19 protein-coding genes are annotated in these 24,276 nt (G+C 68.5%); 9 read left to right on the top strand and 10 right to left on the bottom strand.

Translation table 11 applies throughout. The features are described from left to right. Nucleotides 1-121 precede the first annotated feature (121 nt). The 3 genes from trmB to A5708_RS12200 are packed head-to-tail and all read left to right on the top strand — an operon-like array spanning nucleotide 122 to nucleotide 4,557. Nucleotides 122-904 carry a tRNA (guanosine(46)-N7)-methyltransferase TrmB gene (trmB, locus tag A5708_RS12210; protein WP_196772615.1) on the top strand — a complete coding sequence of 261 codons (783 nt, stop codon included), beginning with the start codon at nucleotides 122-124 and terminating at the stop codon, nucleotides 902-904. Nucleotides 905-917: 13 nt separating this feature from the next. Continuing rightward, nucleotides 918-1,631 (top strand): NYN domain-containing protein, encoded by a 714-nt coding sequence (locus tag A5708_RS12205; RefSeq protein WP_065028886.1) that lies wholly within the window; start codon nucleotides 918-920, stop codon nucleotides 1,629-1,631. Between the two features lie 49 nt (nucleotides 1,632-1,680). Next, nucleotides 1,681-4,557, top strand: a complete 2,877-nt coding sequence (locus tag A5708_RS12200; RefSeq protein ID WP_065028885.1) for an MMPL family transporter — start codon at nucleotides 1,681-1,683, stop codon at nucleotides 4,555-4,557. Between the two features lie 44 nt (nucleotides 4,558-4,601). Here A5708_RS12200 and A5708_RS12195 read toward each other — a convergent pair whose 3' ends face one another. Continuing rightward, nucleotides 4,602-5,750: an AI-2E family transporter gene (locus A5708_RS12195; RefSeq protein ID WP_065028884.1), complete on the bottom strand. Its 1,149-nt coding sequence runs from the start codon at nucleotides 5,748-5,750 to the stop codon at nucleotides 4,602-4,604. Between the two features lie 180 nt (nucleotides 5,751-5,930). On the opposite strand from A5708_RS12195, the gene A5708_RS12190 reads away from it, so the two are divergent. Beyond that, nucleotides 5,931-7,133, top strand: coding sequence for a lysylphosphatidylglycerol synthase transmembrane domain-containing protein (locus tag A5708_RS12190; RefSeq protein ID WP_065028883.1), 1,203 nt, complete (start codon nucleotides 5,931-5,933; stop codon nucleotides 7,131-7,133). Here A5708_RS12190 and A5708_RS12185 read toward each other — a convergent pair. Beyond that, nucleotides 7,130-7,684: a hemophore gene (locus tag A5708_RS12185; protein WP_065028882.1), complete on the bottom strand. Its 555-nt coding sequence runs from the start codon at nucleotides 7,682-7,684 to the stop codon at nucleotides 7,130-7,132. The genes A5708_RS12190 and A5708_RS12185 overlap by 4 nt on opposite strands. 350 nt (nucleotides 7,685-8,034) lie before the next feature. On the opposite strand from A5708_RS12185, the gene A5708_RS12180 reads away from it, so the two are divergent. Beyond that, nucleotides 8,035-11,085 (top strand): MMPL family transporter, encoded by a 3,051-nt coding sequence (locus A5708_RS12180; protein WP_065028881.1) that lies wholly within the window; start codon nucleotides 8,035-8,037, stop codon nucleotides 11,083-11,085. Continuing rightward, nucleotides 11,082-11,630, top strand: a complete 549-nt coding sequence (locus A5708_RS12175) for a hypothetical protein (protein WP_065028880.1) — start codon at nucleotides 11,082-11,084, stop codon at nucleotides 11,628-11,630. The genes A5708_RS12180 and A5708_RS12175 overlap by 4 nt, the downstream gene beginning before the upstream one ends. Here the strand turns inward: A5708_RS12175 and A5708_RS12170 are convergent, their stop codons facing one another. Together A5708_RS12170 and A5708_RS12165 are read right to left on the bottom strand one after the other, a co-directional pair. Continuing rightward, complete coding sequence (locus A5708_RS12170) at nucleotides 11,631-12,320, bottom strand: hypothetical protein (protein ID WP_065028879.1); 690 nt, start codon at nucleotides 12,318-12,320, stop codon at nucleotides 11,631-11,633. Continuing rightward, a complete protein-coding gene (locus A5708_RS12165) occupies nucleotides 12,317-12,997 on the bottom strand; it encodes a hypothetical protein (RefSeq protein ID WP_065028878.1) in 681 nt (226 codons plus the stop codon). The genes A5708_RS12170 and A5708_RS12165 overlap by 4 nt, the downstream gene beginning before the upstream one ends. 41 nt (nucleotides 12,998-13,038) lie before the next feature. Here A5708_RS12165 and A5708_RS12160 point away from each other — a divergent pair, with 41 nt between their 5' ends. Then, nucleotides 13,039-15,027: a M13 family metallopeptidase gene (locus A5708_RS12160; RefSeq protein WP_065028877.1), complete on the top strand. Its 1,989-nt coding sequence runs from the start codon at nucleotides 13,039-13,041 to the stop codon at nucleotides 15,025-15,027. Here A5708_RS12160 and A5708_RS12155 read toward each other — a convergent pair. The 5 genes from A5708_RS12155 to A5708_RS12135 form a co-directional block, all read right to left on the bottom strand. Beyond that, a complete protein-coding gene (locus tag A5708_RS12155) occupies nucleotides 15,011-17,254 on the bottom strand; it encodes a molybdopterin-dependent oxidoreductase (RefSeq protein ID WP_065028876.1) in 2,244 nt (747 codons plus the stop codon). The two genes, A5708_RS12160 and A5708_RS12155, sit on opposite strands and share 17 nt — an antisense overlap. Further along, nucleotides 17,244-17,846, bottom strand: a complete 603-nt coding sequence (locus A5708_RS12150; RefSeq protein ID WP_065028875.1) for a TetR/AcrR family transcriptional regulator — start codon at nucleotides 17,844-17,846, stop codon at nucleotides 17,244-17,246. Before A5708_RS12150 ends, A5708_RS12155 begins: the two co-directional genes overlap by 11 nt. A gap of 145 nt (nucleotides 17,847-17,991) precedes the next feature. Next, nucleotides 17,992-19,005 (bottom strand): L,D-transpeptidase, encoded by a 1,014-nt coding sequence (locus tag A5708_RS12145; protein ID WP_065028874.1) that lies wholly within the window; start codon nucleotides 19,003-19,005, stop codon nucleotides 17,992-17,994. Between the two features lie 105 nt (nucleotides 19,006-19,110). Then, entirely contained in the window at nucleotides 19,111-20,355 is a 1,245-nt protein-coding gene (locus A5708_RS12140; protein WP_065028873.1) for an MFS transporter, read from the bottom strand. A 146-nt stretch (nucleotides 20,356-20,501) separates the two neighbouring features. Beyond that, the gene (locus A5708_RS12135; RefSeq protein ID WP_065028872.1) at nucleotides 20,502-20,792 is read right to left on the bottom strand and encodes a metal-sensitive transcriptional regulator; all 291 of its coding nucleotides are present in this window, start codon (nucleotides 20,790-20,792) and stop codon (nucleotides 20,502-20,504) included. Between the two features lie 117 nt (nucleotides 20,793-20,909). Here A5708_RS12135 and ilvD point away from each other — a divergent pair, with 117 nt between their 5' ends. Beyond that, entirely contained in the window at nucleotides 20,910-22,622 is a 1,713-nt protein-coding gene (gene ilvD / locus A5708_RS12130; protein WP_065028871.1) for a dihydroxy-acid dehydratase, read from the top strand. A gap of 66 nt (nucleotides 22,623-22,688) precedes the next feature. Here the strand turns inward: ilvD and A5708_RS12125 are convergent, their stop codons facing one another. Then, on the bottom strand, nucleotides 22,689-23,129 hold the full coding sequence (locus A5708_RS12125) for an SPW repeat protein (protein WP_065028870.1): 441 nt from the start codon (nucleotides 23,127-23,129) through the stop codon (nucleotides 22,689-22,691). Nucleotides 23,130-23,290: 161 nt separating this feature from the next. Here A5708_RS12125 and A5708_RS12120 point away from each other — a divergent pair, with 161 nt between their 5' ends. After that, complete coding sequence (locus A5708_RS12120; protein ID WP_065028869.1) at nucleotides 23,291-24,274, top strand: nitronate monooxygenase; 984 nt, start codon at nucleotides 23,291-23,293, stop codon at nucleotides 24,272-24,274. Nucleotides 24,275-24,276 lie beyond the last annotated feature (2 nt).

Here is a 24,276-nt window from a genome sequence, read left to right as displayed (position 1 = left end):
GAGCGGTCCCACCGAATGGTGGCACCCACGTCACCAAGAAGCGAGCCACCGTTAATGAGTTACCAGGTGGAGGCAACTGTTGGGTATCAATCCGGACCAGGGGCGGCTACATCCGAGGTTTATAGGCCACCATGGACAAATGCATGCGCAGCGCGGGGTGGCGATGTCTGCCGACACGCCGACAGGGGGTCCGGACCGCCCCGACCAGCGCTACCTCCCGGCTACGGCGTTCCGATCGCGACGATCGACCCTGTCCGATGCCCAGCGCCAGACCTGGGAACGGCGCTGGCCCGAGCTCGGCTTGTCGGTGGGCGCCGCAACCGAGGAACCCGACAGCTCCGAACCCACGCTGGATACCCGCGCCTGGTTCGGGCGGCAGGCACCGGTGGTTCTCGAAATCGGTTGCGGCAGTGGCATATCCACGCTGGCGATGGCCAAGGATGAACCCGATATCGATGTGGTGGCGGTGGAGATCTACCGGCGCGGACTGGCGCAGCTCTTGTGCGCGATCGACCGCGACAAGGTCAGCAACATCCGGCTGATCCGCGGCAACGCCCTCGATGTGCTGCAACGCCTCATCGCGCCCGGTTCGTTGACCGGCGTACGCGTCTTCTTCCCCGATCCGTGGCCGAAGGCGCGGCACCACAAACGCCGTTTCCTGCAGCCGGGCACGATTGGCTTGCTAGCCGACCGGCTACTCCCAGGTGGTGTCCTGCACGTTGCGACGGACCACGCCGGCTACGCCGAGCACATCGCCGAGGTCGGCGCGGGCGAACCCCGGCTGCACCCGGTCACTCCCGACAGTGCGCTGCCGATCTCGGTCGCGCGCCCGACCACCAAGTACGAGACGAAGGCTCAAGAAGCGGGCAGTGCCGTCACCGAATTCATTTGGCTTAGACGATGAGTAGGCGATGAGTATGAGCCTGACCGAAGAGACCGCGGCGGGAGCCCAACCCGTCGCGCCGCCGGCGGTGCTGACCGGCGAAGAACTGGGCGGCTTCTCTCCGCCGGGTGGACGCGTGCTGTTGGTGTGGGACGCCCCGAACCTGGATATGGGGCTGGGCTCCATCCTGGGCCGGCGCCCGACAGCCCTGGAACGCCCGCGCTTCGACGCCCTGGGCCGCTGGTTGCTGGCGCGCACGGCCGAGGTCAGCGCCGGCCGCCCCGGCGTCGTGGTGGAACCCGAGGCCACGGTGTTCACCAACATCGCGCCGGGCAGCGCCGACGTCGTCCGGCCGTGGGTGGACGCGCTTCGTAACGTGGGATTCGCGGTCTTCGCCAAGCCGAAGATCGACGAGGACAGCGACGTCGACCGCGACATGCTGGCCCACATCGAATTAAGGCGCACCGAGGGGTTGGCGGCGCTGGTGGTGGCGTCCGCCGACGGTCAGGCGTTTCGTCACCCGCTGGAAGACATCGCACGAAGCGGGGTCGGCGTCCAGGTGATCGGATTTCGCGAACATGCGAGTTGGGCGCTAGCGTCGGATACCTTGGACTTCGTTGATCTGGAGGATATCGCTGGTGTCTTCCGGGAACCGTTGCCGCGGATCGGCCTAGATTCGCTGCCTGACCAGGGTGCGTGGCTGCAGCCGTTCCGGCCGCTCTCCGCGCTGCTGACCGCGCGTGTGTGACACTGGAAAACCAATGCGCGGGTCGTTAACGATCCAGTAAGGAGCTTGCGTGTTCGCCTGGTGGGGTCGAACTGTGTACCGATACCGGTACATCGTGATCGGGGTCACGGTAGCTCTGTGTCTGCTGGGTGGTGTCTTCGGAATCAGCCTGGGCAAGCATGTTACACAGAGCGGCTTCTACGACGACGGCAGCCAATCCGTTAAAGCGTCGGTGCTGGGCGACCAGACCTACGGCCGCGACCGCACCAGCCACGTGGTGGCCACCTTCACCGCCCCCAACGGAAAAACCGTCGATGATGCGGCGTGGCGGGACAAGATCATCGGCGAGCTCAACAAGTTCAAGACCGACCACTCCGACCAAGTCGTCGGCTGGGCCGGCTGGCTGGCGGCACCGGACAGCACCAATCCCGTCATCAAGGGGATGGTCAGCGAGGACAAGAAACACACCTTCGTGTCCATCCCGCTGAAGGGCAACGACGACGACAGCATCCTCAACAACTACAAGACCATCCAGCCGGACCTGCAGAAGCTCGACGGCGGCACCGTGCAGCTGGCCGGTCTAGAGCCGATCGCCGAAGCGCTGACCGGCACCATCGCCACCGACCAGCGCCGCATGGAGGTCCTGGCACTGCCGTTGGTGACGGTCGTGCTGTTCCTGGTGTTCGGCGGCGCGGTCGCCGCCGGCCTACCGGCCATCGTGGGTGGCCTGAGCATCGCGGGCTCGCTGGGCATCCTGCGCCTGGTCGCCATGTTCGGTCCGGTGCACTTCTTCGCCCAGCCGGTCGTCTCGCTGATCGGCCTGGGTATCGCCATCGACTACGGGCTTTTCGTGGTGAGCCGGTTCCGGGAGGAGATAGCCGAGGGCTACGACACCGAAGCCGCGGTGCGAAGAACCGTGATGACGGCCGGGCGCACCGTGACCTTCTCCGCGGTGCTGATCATCGCGTCCAGCGCCAGCCTGCTGGTGCTGCCGCAGGGCTTCGTGCATTCGCTCACCTACGCGATCTTCGCCGCGGTCGGACTTGCCGCGTTGCTGTCGATCACCTTCCTGCCGGCGTGCCTGGCCATCCTCGGCCGCCACGTCGACGCGCTAGGCGTGCGGACCGCGTTCCGGGTGCCGTTCCTGCGGAACTGGAAGTATTCGCGCGCCTACCTGAACTGGCTGGCCGACCGGCTACAGAAGACGAAGACCCGCGAAGAGGTCGAGGCCGGGTTCTGGGGCAAGCTCGTCAACTGGGTGATGAAGAAGCCGCTGGCCTTCGCCATCCCGATCGCCGTCGGCATGATCCTGCTGGTCATCCCGCTGGGCAACCTGTCGTTCGGCGGCATGAGCGAGAAGTACCTGCCCCCCGACAATCCGGTGCGCCTGGCGCAGGAACACTTCGACAAGCAATTCCCCGGCTATCGGACCGAGCAGCTGACGATGGTGATTCAGAGCACCAACGGCAGCAAGGTGACCGACCAGCAGGTGGCCGACATCCGCAACCGGATCTCCTCGATCGGCGGCTTCACCGACAAGACGTGGGAGGAGCGGGCCTGCCCGACCATCGCCGGCAACCCCTGCGTCGCCGGCCCGAACGGGACGACGGTGCCCAAAGACGGCTCGGTGCGGGTGATCCAGAACGGCCTGGTCAACAAGAGCGATGCGGCGAAGAAGCTCAGCGAACTGCGGTCGGTGAATCCGCCGAAGGGGCTGAACCTCTATGTCGGCGGCACGCCGGCGCTGGAGCAGGACAGCATCCACAGCCTGGCCGAGAAGGGTCCGTTGATGCTGGTGCTGTTGCTCAGCGCCACCCTGCTGCTGATGTTCCTGGCCTTCGGGTCGGTGGTGCTGCCGGTCAAGGCGGTGCTGATGAGCGCACTCACCCTGGGCTCCACCCTGGGCATCCTGACCTGGATCTTTGTCGACGGGCACTTGTCGGGTGTCTTGAACTTCACCCCGACGCCGTTGATGGTGGTGCTCATCGCGCTGGTCGTCGCGGTCGGTTTCGGTCTGGCCACCGACTACGAGGTGTTCCTGGTCTCGCGCATGGTCGAGGCGCGCGAGCGCGGCATGTCGACGGCCGAGGCCATCCGGATCGGGACGGCGACCACCGGACGCCTGATCACGGCCGCCGCGCTGGTGCTGGCGGTGGTCGCAGGTTCGTTCGTGTTCTCCGACCTGGTGCTGATGAAGTATCTGGCTTTCGGTCTGATGGCGGCGCTGCTGCTGGACGCCACCGTCGTCCGGATGTTCCTGGTGCCATCGGTGATGAAGCTGCTCGGCGACGACTGCTGGTGGGCGCCGCGCTGGGCCCGCCGCCTGCAGAACAAGATCGGCCTCGGCGAGATCGACCTGCCCGACGAGCGCAAGCGGCCCACGCTCAACGGCCGGCCCGCGCGGCCGCCGGTTGCGGCCAGCCTGGTCGCGGCGGCGCCGCGGCCCCCGCACGACCCGACGCACCCCGCAGCGCTGGAGCCGTCGCGGCCCGCGCGACCCGGTCCCACAGACCCGCGGCCCGCGCAGGAACCGGCCGCGAGCACCACGCGCATCCCGGCCCGGCCCAGCCAGCCGACCGAAGCCAAGACCACGCGCTTCGCCGCCCAGGGCGCGCCCGGCCGTGACCGGCCGGCCGACCCGCGTCCCGCCGATTCCGCGCCGCAGGCTCCGCAGCGGCCCGCGGCGCCGGGTCCGGCGGCACCGCCCTCCGGGGATCAGACGCGCGCCATCCCGGTTCCCGGCAACCGGTCCGACGACAACGGCGACTCCGCCGAACCCACCACCGCCCTGCCCAAGATGCGCCCGGACGGCAACGACCCCAACGCGGCCACCGACCAGGCGAACGCGCGCGGTCAGGGTGAGAACGGCGACCCGGCGCGGCAGCGCCGGCGTTCCGGCGGCGGCCTGTCCGCCCAGGATCTGTTGCGCCGCGAGGGACGGCTCTAACCAGGCGCCCGGGCGTCCCCCAACGCCGCGAAAAGGCTTGAGCCTCAGCCGGATTCGCCCTCGGGTTTGTCGGGATCGGCCTGCATGATCGCGTTCTTTTCGTCCGTCTCCTCGGTCTGCTTCTCGGCTTCGGCGGCCGGATCGGGCGCCAACAGCACCTGGATCGCGTTGTTGAGGAATGCGACCGTGGGGACGGCCAGCAGGGCGCCGACGATCCCGGCGAGCACGCCGCCGGTGGAGATGGCGAGCACCACCCCGAGCGGGTGAATGGAGACCGCGCGGCCCATCACGAGCGGTTGCAGCAGATGGGCCTCGATCTGGTTGACCGCGACCAGCAGGCCCAGCGTGATCAGGGCATACACGACGCCCTTGGCCAGCAGCGCGACCACCACGGCCACCAGGCCCGAGATCAGGGCACCGACCAGCGGGATGAACGCGCCCAGGAACACCACGGATGACAGCGGCAGCGCGAGCGGGACACCCATGATGGCCAAACCGGTGCCGACCCCGGCCGCGTCGGTGAGGGCCACCAGGAAGGTGGCCCGCACGTACCCGATCAGCGACCCGTATCCGGCGTTGCCGGCTTCGTGCACCCGGCCGCGGACGCCCGTCGGGATGATCTGCACGACGTACTGCCAGATGTTGCGCCCGCCGTAGAGGAAGAAGATCAGCGTGAACAGCACCAGCACCGCCGCGGTGACCAACTCCGTGACGGTGGCCGCGGTGGAGATCGCGCCACTGGTCAGCTTCGCCTGATTGTTGTGCAGCGCCTCGATGGCGGCGTTGCCCGCGCTGTCGATCTGTTCGTTGCGCAGGTGCGCCGGCCCGTGAATCAGCCAGCGGCGCGTCGACTCGATGCTCTGCGTCACCTGTTCGGTCAGCCCGGGCAGGCCGTCGATGAACTGCAGGACGACGAAGGCCAGGATGCCGCCCAGGATCGCGAAGCCACCCAGCAACACCAGCGCCACCGCGCCGCCGCGAGGCAGGCCCCGCTTGTCCAGCCAGTCGACCACCGGCACCAGCAACGCGCTCAGCAGCAGCGCCACCAGCACCGGGACGACGATGACTTCGAGTTTTTGCACCACCCACAGGAGGGCGAGCACGGCGATCAGGATGACGAGCAAGCGCCAGGCCCAGGCGGCGGTCTTGCGGACGAGGGGTTCGACCGACGCGTCGTCGGCGTTTGCTGACATTTGGCCAGCCTATCCGCCGCGGCGCACCCTCAAACGTGTCTCGAAGCCGTCTCACGGGGTTCGGCGCGTCGACCGGAGCCATCGCCGTCGGCACGATCCGGTTACGACCCCGGAACTTCCAAGACACGGTAGGCGGTGCGCAGCGATCGCCGCGCCACCTGCACCGTTACCCTAAATCACGTGTCGCACGACGCACCCGCCCGCAATCTCGACTTCCCGCGCGAAGAAGCCCCGCGCGGGAAGTACTGGTGGGTGCGCTGGGTGATTCTCGCCGCGGTAGCCATCGTGCTTGCCGTCGAGGTTTCGCTGGGGTGGGATCAGCTGGCCAAAGCCTGGATGAGCCTGTACGAGGCGAACTGGTGGTGGTTGCTCGCATCGGTGGCGGCGGCGGCCGCGTCGATGCACAGCTTTGCCCAGATCCAGCGCACGTTGCTGAAGTCCGCCGGCGTGCACGTCAAGCAGTTGCGCTCCGAGGCGGCGTTCTATGCCGCCAACTCGCTGAGCACCACGCTGCCCGGCGGGCCCGTGCTGTCGGCGACCTTCCTGTTCCGGCAGCAGCGGCTGTGGGGCGCCTCGGCCGTGGTGGCGTCGTGGCAGTTGGTGATGTCGGGTGTGCTGCAGGCGGTGGGATTGGCTTTGCTCGGCCTGGGCGGCGCCTTCCTGCTGGGCGCGAAGAACAACCCGTTCTCGCTGCTGTTCACCCTCGGCGGCTTCGTCGCGCTGTTGCTGCTGGCCCAGGCCGTCGCGTCACGGCCGGAGCTGATCGACGGCATCGGCAGCCGGGTGCTGGCGTGGGTCAACTCGGTGCGCGGCAGGCCGGCGGAGACCGGCCTGGACAAGTGGCGCGAGACGCTGATGCAGCTGGAATCGGTGAGCCTGGGCCGACGCGACCTCGGGGTGGCGTTCGGCTGGTCGATGTTCAACTGGATCGCCGACGTCGCGTGTCTGGGCTTCGCCGCCTATGCCGCCGGGGATCACGCCTCGGTGGCCGGGTTGACGGTGGCGTATGCGGCCGCCCGCGCGGTCGGCACGATCCCGCTGATGCCCGGCGGCCTGTTGATCGTCGAGGCGGTGCTGGTGCCCGGCCTGGTGTCCAGCGGGATGTCGCTGCCCAACGCGATTTCGGCCATGCTGATCTACCGGCTGATCAGTTGGTTGCTCATCTCCGCGATCGGCTGGGTGGTGTTCTTCTTCGTGTTCCGCACCGAGAACATCGCCGACTCCGACGAGGACCCGATCACGGGTCCGCTCCCGATCGTGCCGCTGCAGGGCGACTCCGCGGCCGACCCGACCGAGACCGCGCTGCAGGGGCCGGTACCGCCCGACCGCGATCCGGACCCCGACGGCCAGTCCGGCCGCAGCGGGCCGGCACCGTCGGCCTAGCCGACGGTGTTGCCGCGCGACGGGCCCGGCAGCGGGTTGGTCGCCGCGGGCGGCGCCGGCTGCGGCGCGGCGGCCGGGGCGCCACCGGTGGTCCCGCTCAGCGGCGAAGCGCCCGCGGGGTTGCCGGGCAGCGCGGGCAGCCCACCGGCCGCGCCCTGGGCCTGCTGCATCAGCCCCATCGCCTGCGGGATCGAGATCGGCAACTTGCACTGCAGCGACAGGTTGGTCAGCGGCTGCGCGATCGACGTCATGTCGCCGGCGACCTTGGGGTTCGCGTCGAAGTAGGACTTCAGCCCGTTCACCGACTGCGGCCCCGCCTGCTGCTGCAGCATCGAGGTCATCGTCTGGTTGGTCTCCGGGTGCGAATCCAGGTAGTCACCCATCGACTTGGAGACCGAGCCGATCGTCCGGGCGACCTCACTGGCCGCGCACGGGTCGTTGGCGCCGGTCGCCGGGGCTCCGGCGAGCACCGCGACGGCCGCACCGGGCACCGTGGCGGCGATCAGGCCGGCGAAGAATTTGCGACCCCGTCCAGCGGTGGCTTTCGTCATGGACAACTCCTTAAGAGTTTGCGACGACCGCCGAATCGGCGCCTCGCAAACGACTGCGATAAGAACGGCCCCACGCGACGAAGGCGTCCCCCAATCCCCGGGGGCCTCGCGGGCCATCCGACATCCTGCCACCGCCGATATCACCCCTGCCAGTTCGAACGAAGGCCGGGCCGGGATATGTGACCGAAATCCCGCGTGGTCACCGGTTCACAACGTCTTCGCAGCGTCTTGGCAACAACGCCGTCACCGCAGCTCAGGAACTAGATAAGCCCACATAATCCACAGGCTGCTGCGGTATCGTCGCCAACACGCGTTAGCGAGAAGCGGGGAGCGACAAAATCCAGCAGTTAATGATGCGCCTCAGCCGCAGCCTGCGTAAGTACCGCTGGTTGGTCTTCACGGGCTGGTTGCTGGCATTGGTTCCGGCGGTCTACCTGGCGCTGACGCAGTCGGGCAACCTGACCGGCGGTGGGTTCGACGTGGCCGGATCGCAGTCGCTGGCGGTGCACGACCAGCTCGAGGATCTCTACCACGACCAGGGCGGATCGTCGCTGGCGCTGGTGGCCGCGCCCCGGCCCGACGCCAGCTACCAGGACATGAACGACGCCGTCGCGCAGCTGCGGCAGATCGCCACCGGCATCCCCGGCACCTCCGAGATCCCCAACCCCACCCAGCGCGCGCCGCAGCCCGACCGGCCGTACGTGCTCTCGGTGCGGCTGGACTCCCGCAATACCAGCGACGTCGCCAAGCAGCTCCGCACCAAGGTCGGCATCAAGGGAGACCAACCCGGCCAGACCGCGAACGGCCGCGTGCGCCTCTACGTCATCGGGCAGGGCGCGCTGTCCGCCGCCGCCGCCGCCAACACCAAGCACGACATCGCCGCCGCCGAGAAGTGGAACCTGCCGGTCATCCTGGTCGTGCTGCTCGCGGTGTTCGGCTCGCTGGCCGCCGCCGCCATTCCGCTGGCCCTGGGCATCTGCACGGTGGTGGTCACCATGGGCCTGGTCTATCTGCTGTCCGCGTACACCACCATGTCGGTGTTCGTGACCTCGACGGTGTCCATGTTCGGGATCGCGCTGGCCGTCGACTATTCACTGTTCATCCTGATGCGATTCCGGGAGGAGCTGCGCACCGGGCGCCAGCCCCGCGAAGCCGTCGACGCCGCGATGGCCACCTCCGGGCTGGCGGTGGTGCTGTCCGGCATGACGGTGATCGCGTCCCTCACCGGGATCTATGTGATCAACACCCCGGCGCTGAAGTCGATGGCCACCGGCGCCATCCTGGCCGTCGCGGTGGCCATGCTGACCTCGACGACCCTGACCCCGGCGGCGCTGGCGACGTTCGGCCGTGCGGCCGCCAAACGGTCGGGCTTCCTGCACTGGTCGCGGCGACCCGAAAGCACCCAGTCCCGGTTCTGGAACCGCTGGATCGGCTGGGTGATGCGCCGGCCTTGGGTGTCCGCGCTGGCGGCATCGCTGGTGCTGCTCGTGATGGCCGCGCCGGCGGCGTCGATGGTGCTGGGCAACAGCCTGCTGCGCCAGTTCGATTCGTCGCACGAGATCCGCGCCGGGGTGGGCGCCGCGGCCCAGGCCCTCGGTCCCGGCGCGCTGGGCCCCATCCGGGTGCTGATCAACTTCCCCGACGGCGGCGCGGCCTCCCCCGAACACAGCCACACCGTCGGTGCGATCCGCCAGCGGATGTCGCAGGCACCCAACATCGTCTCGGTGTCGCCGCCCCAGTTCGCCGAGGACAACGGCAGCGCGCTGCTGTCCGCGGTGCTGTCGGTGGACCCCGAGGACATGAAGGCCCGCGAGACCGTCGGCTGGATGCGCGCGCAGCTGCCCAAGGTTCCGGAGGCGGGCACGGCGCGCGTCGACGTCGGCGGCCCGACCGCACTGATCAAGGACTTCGACGACCAGGTGTCGGCGACCGAGCCACTGGTGCTGGCCATCGTCGCGGCGATCGCGTTCGTGATGCTGCTGGTCTCGGTCCACTCGGTCTTCCTGGCGCTCAAGGGCGTCCTGATGACGTTGCTGTCGGTCGCCGCCGCCTACGGCAGCCTGGTGATGGTGTTCCAGTGGGGCTGGCTGAAGGATCTCGGCTTCGCCCAGATCAGTTCGATCGACAGCACCGTTCCCCCGCTGGTGCTCGCGATGACCTTCGGGTTGTCGATGGATTACGAGATCTTCCTGCTCACCCGCATCCGGGAGCGCTTCCTGCATTCCGGTAACACTCGCGACGCGGTGGCCTACGGCGTGAGCACCAGCGCCCGCACCATCACCAGCGCCGCGCTGATCATGATCGCGGTGTTCGTCGGCTTCGCGTTCGCCGGCATGCCGCTGGTGGCCGAGATCGGCGTGGCGTGTGCGGTCGCGATCGCGGTGGACGCCACCGTGGTGCGGCTGGTGATGGTGCCGGCGCTGATGGCGATGTTCGCCCAGTGGAACTGGTGGTTGCCGCCGTGGCTGTCCCGGGTGCTGCCGTCGGTCGACTTCGACCGGCCACTGCCCGAGGTCGACCTCGGCGACGTGGTGGTGATTCCCGACGACATCTCGGCGCTGGTGGCGCCCAACGCCGACCTGCGGATGGTGCTCAAGTCCGCCGCGAAGCTCAAGCACCTGGCGCCCGACGCCATCTGCGTCACCGATCCGCTCGCCTTCACCGGCTGTGGCCGCAACGCCGCGCAGGCGTCGCCGGGCCAGGGCGAGGACCAGACCCGCGGCCTGGGACCCGCGCAGATCCCCCACCAGGTGGCCCTCAACGAGGAGAAAGTCAGCGTCGGCGTGGGCGCCGGCGACAAGAAGCCCGGCACCAACGGCCACACCAACGGCTCCCTGGCGGCCAAGAAGCTGGTCGGCGGCCTGACCTCGCGCAACGGCATCGCCAAGGCCATCGCCGGGGCGGATCGGCCCGTTCACCCGGTGACGCTGTGGCGCGGACGCCTGTCGGTCGCGATCGACGCGCTGGAGACGGGCACGCACACCGTGACGGGCGGCGACGGACCGAGATACGAGCGGCGCAGCCCCGTGGAGACCGCCAACGTGCAGCTGCCCACCGGCGACCGGCTGCTGGTCCCGACCGGCGCCGAAACCCTGCGGCTCAAGGGCTACCTGATCATGTGCCGTAACAGTCGGCGCGACTATGCCGATTTTGCAGACATGGTCGATTCGTTGGAGCCCGAGACCGCCGCAGTGGTGCTGGCCGGAATGGACAGGTACTACTGTTGTAAATCATCCAGGCGGCAGTGGATTGCCACCCAGTTGGTCCGTCGACTCGCAGATCCCGACCCTTGCGATTACCCGGGAGACCAGGGATCGGAAGCCGACGCTAGCGCGGACTGGGAGGAAATCAGGCAGCGCTGCCTGGCCGTGGCGGTAGCGATGCTGGAGGAGGCGAGGTGACGTTGGCACCCGACCGACGCCCCGCACCGCCGCCCCACCGGCCGGGCCCCGAACAGCGTCCACGCGGCAATGGACCGTCAGGAGGACCGTCCGGGTCCTTCCAGGACCCCGACCAGCCGGTGGAGTTCTGGCCGACCGCGGCCATCCGGTCCGCCCTGCAGGGTGGTGACATCGCGACGTGGAAGCGCATCGCAGGCGCGCTGAAGCGCGACCCGTTCGGGCGGACCGCCCGGCAGGTCGAGGAGGTCCTCGAAGGCACCCGGCCGTACGGCATCGCCAAGGCGCTGTGGGAGGTGCTCGAGCGGGCCCGAACCCATCTGGAGGCCAACGAGCGCGCCGAGGTGGCGCGCCACGTGCGGCTCCTGATCGATCGGTCGGGTCTGGCCCCGCAGGAGTTCGCCTCCCGCATCGGGGTCACCGCCGAGGAGCTGGACGGCTACCTCGACGGCAGCACCAGCCCGACGGCCGCGCTGATGATCCGGATCCGGCGGTTGTCGGACCGGTTCGTCAAGGTGAAGTCGGCCCGGTCCGCCGAAGCCAACTGATCAGGGCTCCCTGACCGGAAGCACGTCGGCGACCAGCCAGTCGCTGCCCCGTTTGGTCAGCGTCACCCGCAGCGCCGGCGCCGCCTGACTGGGCGGCTGTCCCGGGGTGTTCTGGGTGACCCGCAGGATCACCGCCACACTGGCCGCCGACGGCCCGAGGGCCTCGACTCCGGCCGACACCGTGGTGGCCTGCGCCGTGACATTGTGCTGGGCCAGCTCGGCGCTGGACTTGCTGTACTGCTCTTTGAACGCGGCCGCATGCTCCGGGACGATCATCGCCGTGGCCCGGTCGATGGAGCCGGTCGGGGCGGTGGGGCTGAACGACGCCATCGCCTCCGCCATGCCGGTGGCGGTCGCAACGACCTGGCGCGAGTCGTTGGTGAAGTCGTTGTCCGCCCTCGTCCAGTGCGTGTAGCCGGTCGCCACGGCCGCGGCCAGCGCCGCCGTGCACAGCAGCACGACGGCCAACCGCAGCCCCGGGGCGTCGTCGTCGGTGCCGACGCTGACCGAATCGCGGCGCAGCAGCCAGAAGTTGATCGCCACGCCTTCGACGATCAGCAGGATCAGCACCGAGCACGCCGACACCCACCACAGCGGCCAGCCGAGCACCAGCCCGATGGCCAGCAGGGCCGCGATCGCGGCCAGGGGGGCCAGGATGTCGAAGGCGAACAACCGCCAGATATTCCTCATCGGATCGACGCCAATCCGGAGATCATCTGCTTGCCGTCCACGTCGGAGACGTCCAGCCGCAGGCTCCAGTGCACGGTTTGCGGTTTGGCCCCGACGTTTTCGCTGACCGACGTGGCGATCACCATCACCGAGTCGGTTCGGCTCGCGAACGGTGGCAGCTTGGTGGTGACCATCTCTCTTGGAGGCCTCGTGCCCGCCGGCTGGGCGTCCACATCGTGGTGCATGGTTTCGATCGCCACCGCTTCAATCCGCCCGGCGCTCTTGGACTGCAGCTTCTCCACGACCGCCTTATAGGGCTGCACGGCGGCGTCGAAGTCGGTGTTGAGCTCGCCGACCGTCCCGTCGTGCAGCCGCTGCAGGCTGGCGTCGACGTTGCCGCTGTTCATGTTGATCAGCACGTTCGCCCAGTCCGCGGCCGTCTGCATGGCTCGGCTCAGGTAGCCGCGCTCGGCGACCTGGTCGCGGTGGTCGGACCAGATGATGAAGCCGAGCGCCACCGCGGCCACCGACAGCACACCGAGCACCGCCGACGCGATGCCGTAGTGGGAAAAGACTTCGGCGCTTTCGGATTCGTCCTTGTCGACCTCGTTGGAGTCGTCGTCGCTCGAGTCGTCGTCGGGGGCGACGTCAACGGAATCTTCTTCGGCAGGTGGCTCACTTCGCTCGCCCTCGGACATGGCCCGATCGTTGCATCCGGGAAAGATGGAAGGATGGCGGGGTGACGAATACGGCCATCCGCTCGGGCATCGACCTGAGCTTTGTCGACGACAGCATCCGCCCCCAAGACGACCTGTTCGGTCACGTCAACGGCCGCTGGCTGGCCGAATACGAGATACCGGCGGACCGGGCCACCGACGGTGCCTTCCGCCAGCTGTATGACCGCGCCGAAGAACAGGTGCGCGACCTGATCGTGGAGGCCAGCCAGCAGGGTGCCGCCGCCGCGGACGACGACGCGCAGCGCATCGGCGACCTGTACGCAAGCTTCCTGGACGAGGACACCGTGCAGAGCCGCGGTGTGCAGCCGCTGCTGGACGAGATGACCGTGATCGACGATGCCACCGACGCCGACGCGCTGGCCCGGACCATCGGCGCCCTGCAGCGCACCGGCGCGGGCGGTGGCATCGGGGTATACGTGGACACCGACGCCAAGAACTCGGCCCGCTATCTGGTGCACTTCACCCAGTCCGGCCTCGGGCTGCCCGACGAGTCCTACTACCGCGAGGAGCGGCACGCCGAGGTGCTGGATGCCTATCCCGCGCACGTCGCGCGGATGTTCAGCCTGGTCTTCGGCGGCGACCCGGCCGACCACGTCCAAACCGCCGACCGCATCGTCGCGCTGGAGACCAGGCTGGCCGAGGCGCACTGGGATGTGGTCAAGCGCCGCGACGCCGACCTCACCTACAACCTGCGCACGTTCGCCGAGCTTCGCGACGAGTCGGTGGGCTTCGACTGGGCCGGCTGGGCCGTCGCACTCGGCGCCGAACCCGACGCCCTCGCGGAAGTGATTGTGCGCCAACCCGATTACCTGCGCACCTTCGCCGAGTTGTGGCGCAACGAGGACCTTGAGGTGTGGAAGAGCTGGGCGCGGTGGCGGCTGATCCGCGCGCGGGCCGCCTGGCTCACCGACGAGCTGGTGTCCGCGGACTTCGACTTCTACGGCCGGCGGCTGACCGGCACCGAGCAGATCCGGGACCGGTGGAAGCGCGCGGTCTCGCTGGTGGAGAACCTGATGGGCGACGCCGTCGGAAAGCTCTACGTGCAGCGGCATTTCCCTCCCGGGGCGAAGGCCCGCATCGACGAGCTGGTCGCGAACCTGCGGGCGGCGTACCGGATGAGCATCAGCGACCTGGACTGGATGACACCGCAGACCCGGGAGCGGGCCCTGACCAAGCTGGAGAAGTTCACCGCCAAGGTCGGCTACCCGTCCAAGTGGCGTGACTACTCCTCGCTGGTGATCGACCGCGGCGACCTGTACGGCAACTACCAGCGCGGCTACGCGGTCAACCACGACCGTGAGCTGGCCAAGCTCGGCGGGCCGGTGGACAAAGACGAGTGGTTCATGACGCCGCAGACGGTCAACGCCTACTACAACCCGGGGATGAACGAAATCGTCTTCCCGGCAGCGATTCTGCAGCCACCGTTCTTCGACGCCGAGGCCGACGACGCGGCCAACTACGGCGGCATCGGCGCGGTGATCGGCCATGAGATCGGCCACGGCTTCGACGACCAGGGCGCCAAATACGACGGTGACGGCAACCTGGTCGACTGGTGGACCGACGCCGACCGGACCGAATTCGGCGTCCGCACAAAGGCTCTCATTGAGCAGTACGACACCTACACGCCGCGCGGCCTGGCCGGTGACCACCACGTCAACGGCGCATTCACCGTCGGGGAGAACATCGGCGACCTGGGTGGCCTGTCGATCGCGCTGCTGGCCTATCAGTTGTCCCTGAACGGCCAGCCCGCGCCGGTGATCGACGGCCTCACCGGCGTGCAGCGCGTGTTCTACGGCTGGGCCCAGGTGTGGCGCACCAAATCCCGTGATGCGGAGGCGATCCGGCGGCTGGCGGTGGATCCGCACTCGCCGCCGGAGTTCCGCTGCAACGGCGTGCTGCGCAACATGGACGCGTTCTACGACGCCTTTGACGGCGCCGACTCCGGCGCGCTGTTCTTGGAGCCGCAGGGCCGGGTCAAGATCTGGAACTGACACCCACCGGGGCGGGCTCGATCCGCGCGGGCACGTGCTTGTGCCACGGCGTGCCGGCGTAAGGATCGCGCCACTCGGTCGAGGTGAGCACGTTCGGCGCGACGCCGGGGATGACGGTGCGCCCCTCGTCGTCGACGTAATCGAGCCCAAAACCGTTGGGCAGGGCGGCATGCCCGGCCATCATCGTCTCGGTGATCTCGATGGTGGCCTCGGCGCTACCGGCCGCGGTGCTGATGCGCGCCCGGTCTCCCGCGACGAGTCCGAGCTGCTGGGCATCCTCGACGCTGACCCGCAGCGCGCCCTCGGCGTCGCGTTTGCGCCAGGTCGGGTCGCGGAAGATGTCGTTGGCGGTGTAGGCGCGCCGCTCCCCCACGGACAGCACGATCGGGAATTCCGGCGTAGTGAGCTGGGGTGGAACCCGGGACAGCGTCTTCAATTCGTCGAGCATCGACGGGATTTCCAGCGCGATCTTGTGGTCGGAGTGGCTGATCAGCGTGAAGTCGTCCTCGTAGTTGTGCACGGTGAACGTCACGCCCGACGGGGTGTTCAGGATCGCGTCGAACAGGGCGTTGCCGTCGGCGTGCCCGGCGCGCCGCACCGCATCGGGATAAGTCATGGCGGTCTTTTGGGCAAGGCCCCACAGAGCGGCCGCACCGCGCAACCCTTCCGGCAGGATCGGGCCGAGCGTTTCGTAGAGCACGTACGGAAGTAGTTGCGCCACAGTAGGATTAGCCATGGCAATGAGAAACGCCTCGGTGTAGGCCTGTCGGCCGTTTCGTGCGGCTTCGTGCAGCGGCCGTAAATCCGCGTCGTCCAGCACGCCGAGCGCGCGCACCAGCCGCGCCCAGATTTCGGGCTCGGCCAGGGTTCCCGGCAGGGGCTCCATCAATGGGCGGCGCAGGTGGAAGGTGTTGCGCGGGAATTCCAGGTTGAAGAAGGTGGCTTCCGGCTTCTCGAATTGGGACGCGGCGGGCAGCACATAGTGTGCGAGCCTGGCGGTCTCGGTCATCGCGACGTCGATGACCACCATCAGTTCCAGGGCTTGAAAGGCCTCCCGGCAGGCGGCCGAGTTGGCCAGCGAGTGTGCGGGATTGCTGCTTTCCACGATCATGGCCCGGAAGCGGTCCGGGTGGTCGGTCAGGATCTCCTCGGGCACCACATTGCTGGGCACCAGGCCGGAGATGATCGGGGCGCCGGTGACCGGTGTGCGCCCGGAGAACTGGCCGAAGAGCGGAGCGAACGACGAATGCAGGTGCTGGCCGCCTTTTTTCGCGAAGTTGCCGGTGAGGATCCACAGCAGCTTGTTCAGATAGGAGCACAGTGTGCTATTGGGTGCCTGCTGCACGCCGAGGTCTTCGAACACCGAGACGCTGGCGGCCGTGCCGATGCACCGCGCCGCCGCGCGCAGCAGTTCCTGGTCGACGCCGCACTGCGCGGCGTAGTCGGCCACCGGAACCTCGCGCAGCGTGGCGCGCACGGCGTCCGCGCCTCGCACGTGCTCGCCGAGAAATGTTTCGTTGCACAGGTTTTCCTGGACGAGTATGGCGGCCAGTGCGGCCAGGCACCACGCATCGGTGCCGGGTCGCACCCGCAGGTGAAAGTCGGACATCTTGGCGGTGTCGGTGACCACCGGATCGATGACGATCATCGAGCGGGCCGGATCTTTGGCGATCTCGTTGAGCACCACCCGGGCTCGCGGAAAGCTCTGCGACATCCACGGGTTCTTCCCGACGAACACCACGACCTCCGCGTGCTCGAATTCACCCCTGGTGTGGCCTCCGTAGAGATGCCCGTCGACCCAGGCCTCACCGGTTTTCTCCTGCGCCAGCGCATTTGAGCGGTACCGCGACCCCAACGCCTTCAAGAAGGCGCCGCTGTACGCCCCGCCCAGGTGGTTGCCCTGCCCGCCCCCGCCGTAGTAGAAGATCTTGTCGCCGCCATAGCTGTCGCGAATGTGCTTGAAGCCCTCGGCGATCTCGACGATCGCCGTGTCCCAATCGATCTCCTCGTAGCTGCCGTCGGCGCGCCGGCGTAGCGGCGAGGTCAGCCGGGCGCCGCTGTTCTGATAGTGGTCCAGCCGCAACGCCTTGTTGCAGGTGTAGCCCTGCGAAGCCGGGTGCGCCTTGTCACCGCGGATGCGGGTCAGCCGGCGGTCTTCGACCTGGACGACTATGCCGCAGTTGCATTCACACAGGATGCACGCGCTGGATTGCCATTCACCAGTCATCGTGGGTTTCCTTTCCGAGCGCCTGACCATAAGACGCCGCCGCCAGCAGGTCGCGCAGCTGGCGGTGGACGACGTCGAGGGGCATCAGGTCGCGTCGCACCCGCGCGAGCACGATCGCACCCTCGAGCGAGGCGGTGGCCATCACCGCCAATTCACGCGCCCGCTCCGGTGCAATGCCGTCGGCGATGAACCGCGCGGCGATCAGGTCCTTCCACCGGTCGAAGACCGCCGCGGCGCGCTCGATCACCATGCGTTCGGTGTCGTCCTGCTCGCCCGCTTCAACCGAGACGGCCACGATGGGGCAGCCCGCGCGAAAGTCGCTGTCGAGGAGCTGGCGGCGGTATTTGTCGATCAACGTGTCCAGCAGTTGCCGTCCGTCGTCGGCGCCGGTGATGACCGCGGCGACGTGCTCGCCGGCGTAATCGACGGCCTCGCAGAGCAGCTGGGTGCGCCCGCCGGGAAAGTAGTGGTAGGCCGATCCGCGGGGCGCGCCGCTGTGCTCGAGCACATCGGAGATCGCGGTGGCGTGCGCTCCGCGCTCCCGGATCAGCAGGGCGGCGGAAACGACCATCCGCTCGCGTGGACCACGCATCGCAGCTCCTCAGGGCAAACCGTTATATATGATGCTATACATAATCCGCTGCCGGGCGGAAGTCCCGGCCAGCTCTACCCCGGACCTCAGACGCAAAATCGCCCATCCCCGAGGGGAAATGGGCGATTTGCGTCGGCGCTGAGGGTCAGTTCAGCCAGTCGGCGGAACCGTCGTTCTTCTTGTAGTTGCCGCCGCTGGAGTTCTTCACCACGATCGGGTCACCAGGACCGAAGTTGTCGAAGAACCACTTGGCGTTGGCGGGGCTGATGTTGATGCACCCGTGGCTGACGTCGCGCTTGCCCTGGTCATCCACCGACCACGGCGCGCTGTGCACATAGTCGCCGACGTTGTCGAAGCGGACCGCGTCCTCGACCGTCACCTTGTAGCCGTAGGTCGAGTTGACCGGCACCCCGTAGGTCGAGGAGTCCATCACCACCGACGCCTTCTTGTCCTGGACGTAATAGGTGCCGTTGGGGGTCTGGTGATTACCCGACGTCATGCCCATCGACATCGGGAAGGTCTTCTCCACGGTGCCGTTGCGGGTGACGGTCAACTGGTGAGTCGCGTCGTCGGCCGTGGCGATCAGCGAGTCGCCGGTCTGAAAGGTGGACACGGTGCCGCCGGCGTCGACGGTTACCGCGGTGTGCGCGGGCCAGAAACTGATTGGACGCCAGCGCAGCTGGGTCGGGGTCATCCAGTAGAACTTGCCCGGCACCGGCGGGACCGACGAGACGTGCACGGCGCCGATCGCCGCGTCGGCGTTCTCGACCGTTCCGGGGAAATTGATGATGATCGGCTGGGCCACACCGACGGTCGAGCCGCCCTTGGGGACGAACGACGGCGGCCCGAAGGGGGCCGTGCCGGTGAACGGCGTGTTGTTCTGCCCATCGGCCGGGGCCGCAGCGGGCTGCGCGCCGGGCGGAAGCCAGGGCGGCGGTGCCAGCGGGTTGGGCGGCGGCGGGGCCGCCAGCGGGTCGGGTGGCGGTGGCGGTCCGGGCGGGGCCGCGACCGCGCCCGGGTCAGCGGGCGCGGGGTCCGGATCCGCCAGCGCGGGAGCCGCACTCAGCACCAGCACCAAGCCCAGGACGGACGCCAAGCCGGCGGCGTTCAGAGCGGCGAAGAGGCCCTTCTTGGTACCGGCCCTCGTCCAGCCCGACATATGCATACCTCCAGTCGTGTTCTCGACACAGTCTGGCATAAGGGCCGCGCCAGCTACCGTCATCGCCGGTCGCGCGCGCCCCACAGAGGACGCTGATTATGGGTCTTAGCTGGGCGGATATGAATCGGGTGAGCTTGTCGGAGCAACGTCCAGCATCCGCCGGTTGGCCACGATGCCGATGAGCGCGACCCCCATCAGGGCCGCCGAAGCGGTCAGCATCATCGTGACGCTGCGCTCGTAGAACAGGCCGCCGGCCAGCGAGCCGGCCATGATGCCGACCTGGAAGGCGGTCACGTAGAGCCCCGACGCCCCGTCGGGGTCGTCGGCCCCGTTGCGCATCGCGGCGGATTGCATCATCGGGGAGACCGCGGTGGCCATGGCCCCCCACAGCACGATGGCGGCGGTCCCGATCAGCGCGGTGGCCACGCCCGTCCTGCCACCCAACGCCAGCCCGGTCAGCACGACGAAGGCCGACGTCAGCCCCGTGATGCACAGGATGACGGCGCCCTTGGGCCGGTGGTCCAACGGCCGCGCCACCAGCGGCAACGACAGCAAGCCGGCCAGCCCGTAGGCGGCCAGCACGAAGGCGAGGTTCGGCCCGCGCACACCGAGGACGTTGCGGATCAGCTCGACGATGTAGGTGTAAGACACGAAGTGGCCCGTGACCGCGATCATCGCCAGCACACTCACCAGGATCAGCCGCGGGTTGCGGTGATGTCGCGACCTCGGACCCACGTGGGCGAGCTGGTCCTCGGTGAGCACCATCTCCGGCAGCATCAGCCGGGCGGCGAGGGTGACGACGGCGGCCGCGACGGTGACGCACACAACGGCCAGGCGCCAGCCCCACATCAGGCTCAGCGCGGCGGTCAGCGGGCTGCCCACCACCAGCGCGAGGCTGGTGCCGACATAGATCGACATGGTGGCGCGTCCGGCATGGGTCGGCGGCACCAGACGGGTCGCGATCGGCGCGATGACCGCCCACAGCAGGCCGTGGGTGACCGCGCAGAGCACCCGCCCGGCGGCCAGCACCGCGAAATTGGGCGCCAGCGCCGAGATGACCTGCGAAGCGGTGAGGCAGGTCAGGCTGAGCATGAGCGCTCGGCGCCGCGGCCAATGCGCGGTCCAGCGCACCAGCGGAAACGTCGTCAGGGCCGCCACGAAGGCGTACCAGGTCAACAGCGTTCCCACCGCAAACAGGCTGACGTGCAGGTCGCGGGAAATGGCAGGCAGCGCGCCGACCGGCAGAATCTCGGCGGTGACGTAGGTGAAGGCCGCGGCGGCCAGCACAGCCAACTGAGCCGCGATCCGTGGGGTCCACGTTCGCGCGGCAGCGTTGATTTCGGCAGTCATGGCGTCTGTATCGGCCGGACTACCCACTTCCTGGGTTGTCGCGCCTAATGCGATCACACTGCCTTACCGTACGGACCGCAACTGCGCCTCCCCCTGAATCAGGGCCGGGAGACAGGTCTCAACTACATCACCAATGGAGAACGAAATCAGGAACGAACCAGGCGTGCGATCGCGGCGGAGGCTTCGGCGAGCTTCTCGTCGGCCTCGTCGCCGCCCTCGGCAACCGCGCGGGTAACACAGTGATTCAGGTGCTCGTCGAGCAGGTTCAGGGCGACCGAACGCAGCGCGCTGTTCACGGCGCTGACCTGGGTGAGGACGTCGATGCAGTACTTGTCCTCCTCGATCATCCGGGCGATGCCACGCACCTGGCCCTCGATGCGCCGCAGCCGCTTGGCGTAGTTGTCCTTCTGCTGCGAGTACCCGTGGTCGTTCGTCATCTGTCTCCCCTGCCAATCGCCCGCCCTGCGGCGGCATCACGCCGAACTCCAGCTTATACCCCGTCGGGGTATCACCCCGAAAATTGGCATCGCGACTGGCCAGCGCATACTTGAACGATGCCCACCACCGATTCGGCCGCAACCGCCGACATCAAGCCGCGTAGTCGTGACGTCACCGACGGCCTGGAGAAGGCCGCCGCCCGGGGCATGCTGCGAGCCGTAGGCATGGGAGACGAGGACTTCGCCAAGCCGCAGATCGGCGTCGCGTCGTCGTGGAACGAGATCACCCCGTGCAACCTCTCGCTGGACCGGCTCGCCAAGGCGGTCAAGGAGGGCGTGTTCTCGGCCGGCGGCTACCCGCTGGAGTTCGGCACCATCTCGGTGTCCGACGGCATCTCGATGGGCCACGAGGGGATGCACTTCTCGCTGGTGTCGCGCGAGGTGATCGCCGACAGCGTCGAGACGGTGATGCAGGCCGAACGCCTCGACGGCTCGGTGCTGCTGGCCGGCTGCGACAAGTCGCTGCCCGGGATGCTGATGGCCGCCGCCCGGCTGGACCTGGCCTCGGTGTTCCTCTATGCGGGTTCGATCCTGCCCGGGGTCGCCAAGCTGTCCGACGGCAGCGAGCGCGAGGTCACCATCATCGACGCGTTCGAGGCGGTGGGTGCCTGCGCCCGGGGCTTGATGCCCCGCGAGGACGTCGACGCCATCGAGCGCGCGATCTGTCCCGGCGAGGGCGCGTGCGGCGGCATGTACACGGCCAACACGATGGCCAGCGCCGCCGAGGCGCTCGGGATGTCGTTGCCGGGCAGCGCGGCGCCGCCGGCGACCGACCGGCGCCGCGACGGGTTCGCGCGGCGCAGCGGTGCGGCCGTCGTCGAACTGCTGCGGCGCGGCATCACCGCCCGCGACATCCTCACCAAGGAGGCGTTCGAGAACGCGATCGCCGTGGTGATGGCGTTCGGCGGCTCGACCAACGCGGTGCTGCACCTGCTGGCCATCGCCCACGAGGCCGGCGTCGCGCTGTCGCTCGACGATTTCAGCCGGATCGGGTCGAAGGTGCCGCACCTGGCCGACGTCAAGCCGTTCGGCCGCCACGTCATGTCCCACGTCGACCACATCGGCGGCGTGCCGGTGGTGATGAAGGCGCTGCTGGATGCCGGGCTGCTGCGCGGCGACTGCCTGACGGTGACCGGTGCGACGGTGGCCGAGAACCTGGCCGAGATCGCCCCGCCCGACCCGGACGGCAAGGTGCTACGTGCGCTGAGCAATCCGATTCATCCGACCGGCGGGATCACCATCCTGCGCGGATCGCTGGCACCCGAGGGTGCGGTGGTCAAGTCGGCGGGCTTCGATTCCGACGTGTTCGAGGGCACCGCAAGGGTTTTCGATGGCGAGCGGGCCGCGCTGGATGCTTTGGAAGACGGCACCATTACCAAGGGTGACGCGGTGGTGATCCGCTACGAAGGCCCCAAGGGCGGTCCGGGCATGCGCGAAATGCTGGCCATCACCGGGGCCATCAAGGGTGCCGGTCTGGGCAAAGACGTGCTGCTGCTGACCGATGGCCGCTTCTCCGGCGGGACGACCGGCCTGTGCGTCGGCCACATCGCGCCCGAGGCGGTCGACGCCGGACCGATCGCGTTCCTGCGCGACGGCGACCGGATCCGCCTGGACGTGGCCAACCACGTGCTCGACGTGCTGACCGATCCGGCCGAATTCGAAGCTCGGCAAAAGGATTTCACCCCGCCGGAGCCGCGCTACAAGACCGGCGTGCTGGCCAAGTACGTGAAGCTGGTCAGCTCGGCCGCCATCGGCGCGGTCTGCGGCTGATCGCCGTCCCGGGCCGGATTGGGTCCGGGACTGGCGAAATGCCTTGCGGCCTAACCGAGTTCGCGATCAGGCCTGGGTTCCTGTCGCGCGGGTGCGCATGCCGAAGTAGGTCGCGTTGAAGCCCAGGAACGCCAACAACGCACCCGCGATGACATTCGACCACGTCATGCCGGTGGTCATCACGACGCCCGGCAGGATCCAGGTCGAGACGATGACCCACAGGCCCAGCACCGGCAGCGTCCAGGTCATGCCGTGCGCGCGATCCAGCGTCGTCGCGAATCCATAGGCCAGGAACGCCGCCGCGATCCCGACGATCAGGTCGGACGTGGCAAGCGATGCCGTGCCGTTGAATCCGACGATCCACGGCGACGCGGCCACGTACAGGCCCGTCAGCAGGGCCAGACCGAACGTGACATGCGCGCTCATCGACTCGGCCACGCGCTCGTAACGCGCACGCAGAGCCAACAAATCGGGGTGGTGATCGATTGATGAATGGACTGTACTCATTTTGTGACCTTTCTGTTATGCGGCAAGCCTTTTGAGCATGGCCGCACCCATCCATCTGCAGTCAAGATTACGCCCGCACGCCGCTGGCCAGCAACGAAATCGTTGCCACGGCAGGGCCGCTCGACGTGGCCGGATGGACAACGCGCGTAGCGTCTCAGGTCATGGATATCGCGGACCGGCTGCGGCTCGATGTTCCGGTCGGGCAGGCCGGCATGGGCGGCGGACTGGCGGGCGCAGCACTCGCGGGTGCGGTCGCCCGGGCGGGCGGACTCGGCACGCTGGGCATCGACACGCCCCAGCGGCTACGAACGTCTATCCAGCGGGTGCGCGCGCAGGCGCCGGGCCGTGCGATCGCGGTAAACCTGTTGATGCCCTTCGTTCATCGCCGGCACGTCGCTGTCTGCGTCGACGCGCGGGTGGACGTCGTCGTGGTGGCGTTCGGCGAAAGGCGGGGACTCGTCGGGCACCTGCGCGATGCGGGGATCTTCGTCTTCGTGATGGTGGGCACCGATGCGCAGGCGCGCGCCGCGATCGCGGCCGGCGCCGACGGTTTGATCGCCCAGGGACGCGAGGCCGGCGGCCATCTGGTGGGAACCATGGCGGCGCTGAAGTTTTTGCCGCGCGCCCTCGACGCCGCCGCCGGCCGTCCGGTGTTCGTGGCCGGCGGCATCGCCACCGGCGCCGACACGCGAGCCGCGCTGGACGGCGGCGCGAGTGGTGTCATTGCCGGCACGCGATTCCTGTTGACCCACGAGGCCAACGCGAACCGCGCATACCAGCAGCGAATCCTGCGGGCGGACACGACAATCGAAACCAACCTGTTCGGCCTGAGCTGGCCGCTGCGTCACCGTGTCGTGCCTAACGCGGCCACCCGCCGGTGGTGCGGCGAGGATGGTAAGGCCAAGGCGCTGCCCGCCGCCCTGAACGCGGCCAGCCGCCCGCTGTCGGCGCTGGGCTATTTCGACGCGGGACCGCTGTTGCGCCTGCAGTCGCCCGCCCTTCCGTTCTTCACCCCGCTGGCACCGGTGGCCGGCGTGCCCGACTCCTGGTTGGACAGCGCGGCCTTGTACGCGGGCGAAACCGCCTTGCGGATCGGCGAACTCACCTCCGCCGAGCAGGCCGTCGCCGACCTCGCCCCCCGCTGAGG

The organism is Mycobacterium colombiense (genome assembly GCF_001672755.1).
Classification (GTDB): domain Bacteria; phylum Actinomycetota; class Actinomycetes; order Mycobacteriales; family Mycobacteriaceae; genus Mycobacterium; species Mycobacterium colombiense_C.
The sequence above is the reverse complement of the archived record's forward strand: the minus strand, read 5'-3'. Positions and strand labels throughout refer to the sequence as shown.

Coding starts and splice junctions, on each gene's coding strand:
- A5708_RS12205 (WP_065028886.1), top strand. CDS start 918: ATGAGCCTGACCGAAGAGACCGCGGCGGGAGCCCAACCCGTCGCGCCG.
- A5708_RS12150 (WP_065028875.1), bottom strand. CDS start 17,846: ATGCGTGGTCCACGCGAGCGGATGGTCGTTTCCGCCGCCCTGCTGATC.
- A5708_RS12155 (WP_065028876.1), bottom strand. CDS start 17,254: ATGACTGGTGAATGGCAATCCAGCGCGTGCATCCTGTGTGAATGCAAC.
- A5708_RS12165 (WP_065028878.1), bottom strand. CDS start 12,997: ATGTCCGAGGGCGAGCGAAGTGAGCCACCTGCCGAAGAAGATTCCGTT.
- A5708_RS12180 (WP_065028881.1), top strand. CDS start 8,035: ATGATGCGCCTCAGCCGCAGCCTGCGTAAGTACCGCTGGTTGGTCTTC.
- A5708_RS12135 (WP_065028872.1), bottom strand. CDS start 20,792: ATGACGAACGACCACGGGTACTCGCAGCAGAAGGACAACTACGCCAAG.
- A5708_RS12195 (WP_065028884.1), bottom strand. CDS start 5,750: ATGTCAGCAAACGCCGACGACGCGTCGGTCGAACCCCTCGTCCGCAAG.
- A5708_RS12185 (WP_065028882.1), bottom strand. CDS start 7,684: ATGACGAAAGCCACCGCTGGACGGGGTCGCAAATTCTTCGCCGGCCTG.
- ilvD (WP_065028871.1), top strand. CDS start 20,910: ATGCCCACCACCGATTCGGCCGCAACCGCCGACATCAAGCCGCGTAGT.
- A5708_RS12140 (WP_065028873.1), bottom strand. CDS start 20,355: ATGACTGCCGAAATCAACGCTGCCGCGCGAACGTGGACCCCACGGATC.
- A5708_RS12170 (WP_065028879.1), bottom strand. CDS start 12,320: ATGAGGAATATCTGGCGGTTGTTCGCCTTCGACATCCTGGCCCCCCTG.
- A5708_RS12125 (WP_065028870.1), bottom strand. CDS start 23,129: ATGAGTACAGTCCATTCATCAATCGATCACCACCCCGATTTGTTGGCT.
- A5708_RS12120 (WP_065028869.1), top strand. CDS start 23,291: ATGGATATCGCGGACCGGCTGCGGCTCGATGTTCCGGTCGGGCAGGCC.
- A5708_RS12145 (WP_065028874.1), bottom strand. CDS start 19,005: ATGTCGGGCTGGACGAGGGCCGGTACCAAGAAGGGCCTCTTCGCCGCT.